The sequence below is a fragment of the Stenotrophomonas sp. P5_B8 genome (assembly GCF_054049855.1).
In genome coordinates this window covers 1-1,062 of record NZ_JBFULO010000736.1, presented here as the reverse complement: position 1 = coordinate 1,062, position 1,062 = coordinate 1, and the positions used below count along the sequence as shown (strand labels likewise).

Genomic DNA, 1,062 nt, shown 5'->3' with positions numbered 1-1,062 from the left:
GGCAGCTTGAGCAGGCCCGCACGTCCCACCACGCCATACAGCGTGCCGGTGGCATCGAACACTTCCACCAGCACGAACACCAGCACCACCTGCAGCAGCACCGCGATGGGCGCGCCGCCGTCGTGATGCAGCAGGCCGGGCAGGTCCAGTTGCAGGAAGGTCGGGGCCAGGCTCGGCGGCAGCGAGATCATCCCGTGGAACTGCACGTCACCGAGCAGCCAGGCCGCGCCGGTCACCGCCAGGATGCCGATCAGGATCGCACCGCGCACCTTGCGTGCTTCCAGGATCGCGATCAGCAGGAAGCCGGCCAGCGCCAGCAGCGGGGTTGCCGTATTGAGCGGGCCGAGTGCCACCAGGGTGTCGGTGTTGGCGATGATCACGCCGGACTTCTGCAGCGCGATGATCGCCAGGAACAGGCCGATACCGGCCACGATCGCCGCGCGCAGCGAGGCGGGAATGCCCGCCACCAACCACGCGCGCACGCCGGTCAGCGACAGCAGCAGGAACACCAGTCCGGAAATGAAGACCGCCGCCAACGCCTGCTGCCACGGCAGCCCGGCGGCACCGACCACGGTGAAGGCGAAGAACGCATTCAAGCCCATGCCCGGGGCCATGCCGACCGGGAAATTGGCGGCAAACGCCATCACCAGCGAGCCCAGCGCGGCGGCCAGGCAGGTGGCGACGAACACCGCACCGGGATCCATGCCGGTGGTGGCCAGGATGTCCGGGTTGACGAAGACGATGTAGGACATCGTCAGGAAGGTGGTCAGGCCGGCCAGCAGTTCGGTGCGCACGGTGGTGCCGTGCTGCTGCAGCTGGAACAGGCGCTCGGGGAGGGACATGGGGGAACCTCGTGACGATAAGGCGTCACGACCAACGGTCGTGACCTACCGGAATGCAAACGGCCGCGCAGTGCGCGGCTGTGTCATGACCAACGGTCATGACCTACCCAAATGCAAACGGCCGCGCAGTGCGCGGCCGTTTTTCTTCTCTTATTTCAGCGCCTTGAAGCGCAGGCGCTTGGGCGCGGCGTCGTCGCCGCTTGGGCGCGGCGTCGTCGCC

Annotated in this window: 1 protein-coding gene; it reads right to left on the bottom strand. The window is 67.6% G+C overall.

Annotated features, from left to right (window positions below; translation table 11 throughout):
- A partial coding sequence (locus ACXJKH_RS21115) for an NCS2 family permease (protein ID WP_457322305.1) occupies positions 1-842 on the bottom strand: 842 nt, incomplete at its 3' end.
- Positions 843-1,062: the final 220 nt, after the last annotated feature.